This window comes from Shigella sp. SIG6, from assembly GCF_053555815.1.
The window spans coordinates 1-5,134 of sequence record NZ_JBQZXC010000184.1; the positions used below are offsets into that span (position 1 = coordinate 1).

The following is a 5,134-nucleotide window of genomic DNA, read 5'->3' on the forward strand; positions in this document are numbered from 1 at the left end:
GGGTAGATGGCGATAACTTCACTGGTGCGAAACGCCACCGAAGCAACCGCGCCATTACCGTCAATAGTAATCATATGACACCCTTACATTGCGCAAATGAGGGGCGCACGAAATTGCTGCGCGCCCAGTAGTAATCCTTCAATTTTAGCAAATGGCTTTCTTCTGCATTTTCGCTTTTGTGTCCCCCACATCAGAGTAATGAATGTTTTGATCAAACAGAGGGCAAAAAAATAGCCATAAAAAAGTAAAAATGCGGGGCAACGCGCAGGACAGCTCTCGACGCCGCCCTCTGTGCTGCCTATTATTTATGGCGGTGTCGTTTGGCTTGAAGATCAGAGGAAGAAGAGATGCGAGCAGCGTTTTGGGTAGGGTGTGCCGCTTTATTGTTGTCGGCGTGTAGTAGTGAGCCTGTTCAGCAGGCGACTGCGGCGCACGTAGCGCCAAGTTTAAAAGCGTCGATGTCCAGTAGTGGAGAAGCAAATTGTGCAATGATCGGCGGTTCGCTTTCTGTTGCCCGTCAACTGGATGGTACGGCGATTGGGATGTGTGCATTACCCAACGGCAAACGCTGTAGCGAACAGTCACTTGCCGCCGGGAGCTGTGGCAGCTATTAATTCATTAAATCCGCCAGCTTATAAGTTAATGTCTGTTTCGCGGTCGCCAGCGTTAACTGGTTCGCGGTCAGATCCACTTGTGCACCTTCTTTCAGCATTTCGCTAATGGTGTTATCGAGTTCATTAAGCTGCGGGTTAGCGCACATCATACGGGTCATTGCCAGCCTTTTGGCTGTCAGTTCACCATTAGACAGTTTGCCTTCACCGCTAAAGCGGTTACACATGCTGCCGGAAATCATCATTTTTTCACCAAAGCTGATTTCTGGCGGATTTTTATCGCTGGTCACGGGCTTACCGTTTACGCTTTCCAGCACAAAGCGATGATGCTGTAGCTGTTCTGGCGTAACAGCAACTTTGTCATTACTTACACATCCCGCCATCAGCAGGCTTAGCGCAACAAACGCGGCTACTTTCTTCATTGTGGTTCTCAATTACAGTTTCTGACTCAGGACTATTTTAAGAATAGAGAATGAAAGGTCATTGGGGATTATCTGAATCAGCTCCCCTGGATTGCAGGGGAGCGGCAAGATTAAACCAGTTCGTTCGGGCAGGTTTCACCTTTTTCCAGATTGCTTAAGTTTTGCAGCGTAGTCTGAGAAATACTGGTCAGAGCTTCTGCTGTCAGGAATGCCTGGTGCCCGGTAAACAGCACGTTGTGGCAGGCAGACAGGCGACGGAATACGTCATCCTGGATCACGTCGTTGGATTTATCTTCAAAGAACAGATCGCGTTCGTTCTCATAGACGTCCATACCCAACGAACCAATTTTCTGATTTTTCAGCGCTTCAATTGCCGCCTGAGAATCAATCAATGCACCGCGACTGGTATTGACGATCATCACGCCATTTTTCATCTGATCGAAGGCGGCTTCGTTCAACAGATGGTAGTTTTCCGGTGTCAGCGGGCAGTGCAGAGAGATAACGTCTGATTCAGAGAACAGGGTTGGCAGATCGACATACTCCACACCGAGTTCCAGCGCCGCTGCACTTGGATACGGATCGAACGCCAGCAGACGCATACCAAAACCTTTCAGAATGCGCAGCATCGCCACACCGATTTTACCGGTACCGATAACGCCTGCCGTTTTGCCATACATAGTAAAGCCGGTCAGACCTTCCAGAGAGAAGTTAGCGTCACGGGTACGCTGATACGCGCGGTGAATTCGGCGGTTCAGCGTCATCATCATACCGATGGCGTGTTCAGCAACGGCCTCTGGATCATAGGCTGGAACACGGACTACTTTCAGCCCCAGTTCTTTTGCCGCATCAAGGTCGACGTTATTGAAACCGGCACAGCGCAGGGCGATATATTTAACGCCGTGCTTTTTCAGCTCTTCCAGCACCGGGCGGCTGCCGTCATCGTTTACGAAAATACATACCGCTTCGCAGCCATTGGCAGTTTTAGCGGTTTTTTCCGTCAGCAGAAAGTCAAAAAATTCCAGCTCAAAGCCAAAGGACTCGTTCACCTGTTGCAGGTACTTCTTGTCGTACTGTTTTGTGCTATAAACGGCGAGTTTCATAAGACTTTCTCCAGTGATGTTGAATCACATTTAAGCTACTAAAAATATTTTACAAAATTTCAAATATAATTGAAAGCCATGGCGATATTGAAAAATTCATCAACAACTATGCTTAGTGTAGGCGCAACCTTCAACTGAACGGTTAAACATGCCACAATACCCGTATTGAATGCTTAATTTTTCGCTAAATCAGGATATTAACTACCCATGCTGGGTAAATATAAAGCCGTTCTCGCGCTGTTATTACTGATTATTCTTGTGCTGTTGACGCTGCTGATGACGCTCGGGCTGTGGGTTCCCACGCTGGCGGACATCTGGCTACCGCTCGGGACACGTATTGCATTAGATGAAAGCCCACGCATTACGCGTAAAGGTTTAATCATTCCCGATCTCCGTTATCTGGTGGGAGATTGTCAGCTTGCGCATATCACCAACGCCAGCCTTTCACATCCCAGCCGCTGGTTATTGAACGTCGGCACGGTAGAACTTGATTCTGCTTGTCTGGCGAAATTGCCGCAGACGGAGCAATCGCCAGCTGCTCCAAAAACCCTCGCGCAGTGGCAGTCTATGCTGCCTAACACCTGGATCAATATCGATAAACTGATTTTTTCTCCCTGGCAGGAATGGCAGGGAAAACTCTCTCTCGCATTAACCTCTGATATCCAGCAACTGCGTTATCAGGGCGAAAAAGTTAAATTTCAAGGTCAGCTGAAAGGGCAACAACTTACAGTCAGCGAACTGGATGTCGTCGCGTTTGAAAATCAGCCGCCGGTTAAACTGGTGGGGGAATTTACTATGCCGCTCGTGCCGGATGGACTTCCTGTAAGTGGGCATGCTACTGCGACGTTAAACTTGCCGCAGGAACCGTCACTGGTGGATGCCGAGCTGGACTGGCAGGAAAATAGCGGGCAATTGATCGTGCTGGCACGGGATAACGGCGATCCGTTGCTCGATTTGCCGTGGCAAATTACTCGTCAACAATTGACCGTAAGCGATGGTCGCTGGAGCTGGCTGTATGCAGGTTTTCCTTTGAGTGGCCGACTGGGTGTCAAAGTCGACAACTGGCAGGCAGGGCTTGAGAACGCTCTGGTCAGCGGACGACTGAGTGTGCTGACCCAGGGGCAAGCGGGTAAGGGCAACGCGGTGCTTAATTTTGGCCCAGGAAAATTAAGCATGGATAACAGTCAACTGCCTCTGCAGCTGACCGGTGAAGCGAAACAGGCGGACCTCATTTTATATGCCCGTTTACCTGCGCAGCTAAGTGGAAGTCTGTCTGACCCAACGCTGACCTTTGAGCCAGGCGCGTTACTTCGTTCAAAGGGAAGAGTCATCGATTCGCTGGACATCGATGAAATCCGCTGGCCTTTAGCGGGTGTAAAAGTCACCCAACGTGGTGTTGACGGACGTTTGCAGGCCATTTTGCAGGCGCATGAAAATGAACTGGGCGATTTCGTGCTGCATATGGATGGGCTGGCGAATGATTTTCTCCCTGACGCTGGCCGCTGGCAGTGGCGCTACTGGGGAAAAGGGAGTTTTACTCCGATGAATGCCACCTGGGATGTCGCAGGAAAAGGTGAGTGGCATGACAGCACGATTACGCTGACCGATCTCTCCACCGGTTTCGACCAGTTACAATACGGTACGATGACGGTAGAAAAGCCGCGATTAATTCTCGACAAGCCCGTCGTCTGGGTACGTGACGCACAGCATCCCTCCTTCAGCGGCGCGCTGTCACTGGACGCCGGGCAAACGCTGTTCACTGGCGGCAGTGTGTTACCGCCATCAACCTTAAAATTTAGCGTCGATGGGCGCGATCCGACCTATTTCCTCTTTAAAGGCGATTTACATGCTGGTGAGATTGGCCCGGTTCGGGTAAATGGTCGCTGGGACGGTATTCGTCTGCGCGGTAACGCCTGGTGGCCAAAACAATCACTGACTGTATTCCAGCCGCTGGTGCCACCCGACTGGAAGATGAACTTACGCGATGGTGAACTGTATGCTCAGGTTGCATTTTCTGCTGCGCCTGAACAAGGATTCCGCGCGGGAGGGCACGGCGTGTTGAAAGGCGGTAGTGCCTGGATGCCAGATAATCAGGTTAACGGTGTCGATTTTGTCCTGCCTTTCCGTTTTGCCGATGGAGCCTGGCATCTGGGGACTCGCGGCCCCGTTACGTTGCGAATTGCCGAAGTGATTAATCTGGTGACAGCGAAAAATATTACGGCTGATTTGCAAGGGCGTTATCCGTGGACTGAAGAAGAACCCTTGCTGTTGACTGATGTTAGCGTCGATGTGTTAGGCGGTAACGTGCTGATGAAACAATTACGTATGCCGCAACATGACCCGGCGCTGTTGCGGCTGAATAATCTCTCATCCAGCGAACTGGTTAGCGCCGTCAATCCGAAACAATTCGCCATGTCCGGGGCATTTAGTGGTGCATTGCCGTTATGGCTAAACAACGAAAAATGGATAGTGAAAGATGGTTGGCTGGCAAATAGCGGGCCAATGACCTTGCGGCTGGATAAAGATACCGCAGATGCGGTGGTGAAAGACAATATGACTGCGGGTTCAGCAATTAACTGGTTGCGCTATATGGAAATTAGCCGGTCATCGACAAAAATTAACTTAGATAATCTCGGTTTATTAACCATGCAGGCCAACATTACAGGTACCAGTCGCGTTGATGGTAAAAGCGGTACGGTAAACCTTAATTACCATCATGAAGAGAATATTTTTACGCTGTGGCGCAGTTTACGCTTTGGCGATAATCTCCAGGCATGGTTGGAGCAGAACGCACGTCTGCCGGGAAATGACTGTCCGCAAGGAAAAGAGTGTGAGGAAAAACAATGAAAATTTTACTGGCTGCGTTGACGTCATCTTTTATGCTGGTTGGCTGTACGCCTCGCATTGAAGTCGCTGCACCTAAGGAACCGATCACTATCAATATGAACGTTAAAATTGAGCATGAGATCATCATCAAGGCAGACAAAGATGTCGAAGAGCT

6 protein-coding genes are annotated in these 5,134 nt (G+C 49.9%); 3 read left to right on the forward strand and 3 right to left on the reverse strand.

The window, feature by feature from the left end; translation table 11 throughout:
* Positions 1–74 (reverse strand): hypothetical protein (locus tag ACUU1M_RS18615; RefSeq protein ID WP_423784186.1); only part of this gene is annotated, 74 nt, incomplete at its 3' end.
* Positions 75–347: 273 nt separating this feature from the next.
* On the opposite strand from ACUU1M_RS18615, the gene ACUU1M_RS18620 reads away from it, so the two are divergent.
* A complete protein-coding gene (locus tag ACUU1M_RS18620; RefSeq protein WP_014532269.1) occupies positions 348–614 on the forward strand; it encodes a putative hemolysin in 267 nt (88 codons plus the stop codon).
* Here ACUU1M_RS18620 and hslJ read toward each other — a convergent pair.
* The gene (gene hslJ, locus ACUU1M_RS18625; RefSeq protein ID WP_005074727.1) at positions 611–1,033 is read right to left on the reverse strand and encodes a heat shock protein HslJ; all 423 of its coding nucleotides are present in this window, start codon (positions 1,031–1,033) and stop codon (positions 611–613) included. The two genes, ACUU1M_RS18620 and hslJ, sit on opposite strands and share 4 nt — an antisense overlap.
* Positions 1,034–1,143: 110 nt before the next feature.
* The gene (gene ldhA, locus ACUU1M_RS18630) at positions 1,144–2,133 is read right to left on the reverse strand and encodes a D-lactate dehydrogenase (protein ID WP_000762229.1); all 990 of its coding nucleotides are present in this window, start codon (positions 2,131–2,133) and stop codon (positions 1,144–1,146) included.
* 207 nt (positions 2,134–2,340) lie between these two features.
* On the opposite strand from ldhA, the gene ACUU1M_RS18635 reads away from it, so the two are divergent.
* Positions 2,341–4,980, forward strand: a complete 2,640-nt coding sequence (locus tag ACUU1M_RS18635) for a YdbH family protein (RefSeq protein ID WP_000900891.1) — start codon at positions 2,341–2,343, stop codon at positions 4,978–4,980.
* Positions 4,977–5,134 (forward strand): YnbE family lipoprotein (locus ACUU1M_RS18640; protein ID WP_449144733.1); only part of this gene is annotated, 158 nt, incomplete at its 3' end. The genes ACUU1M_RS18635 and ACUU1M_RS18640, both read left to right, overlap by 4 nt.

What these genes read in the sequence shown, in the direction of transcription:
- ldhA (WP_000762229.1), bottom strand. Translation starts at nt 2,133, where the DNA reads ATGAAACTCGCCGTTTATAGCACAAAACAGTACGACAAGAAGTACCTG.
- hslJ (WP_005074727.1), bottom strand. Translation starts at nt 1,033, where the DNA reads ATGAAGAAAGTAGCCGCGTTTGTTGCGCTAAGCCTGCTGATGGCGGGA.
- ACUU1M_RS18620 (WP_014532269.1), top strand. Translation starts at nt 348, where the DNA reads ATGCGAGCAGCGTTTTGGGTAGGGTGTGCCGCTTTATTGTTGTCGGCG.
- ACUU1M_RS18635 (WP_000900891.1), top strand. Translation starts at nt 2,341, where the DNA reads ATGCTGGGTAAATATAAAGCCGTTCTCGCGCTGTTATTACTGATTATT.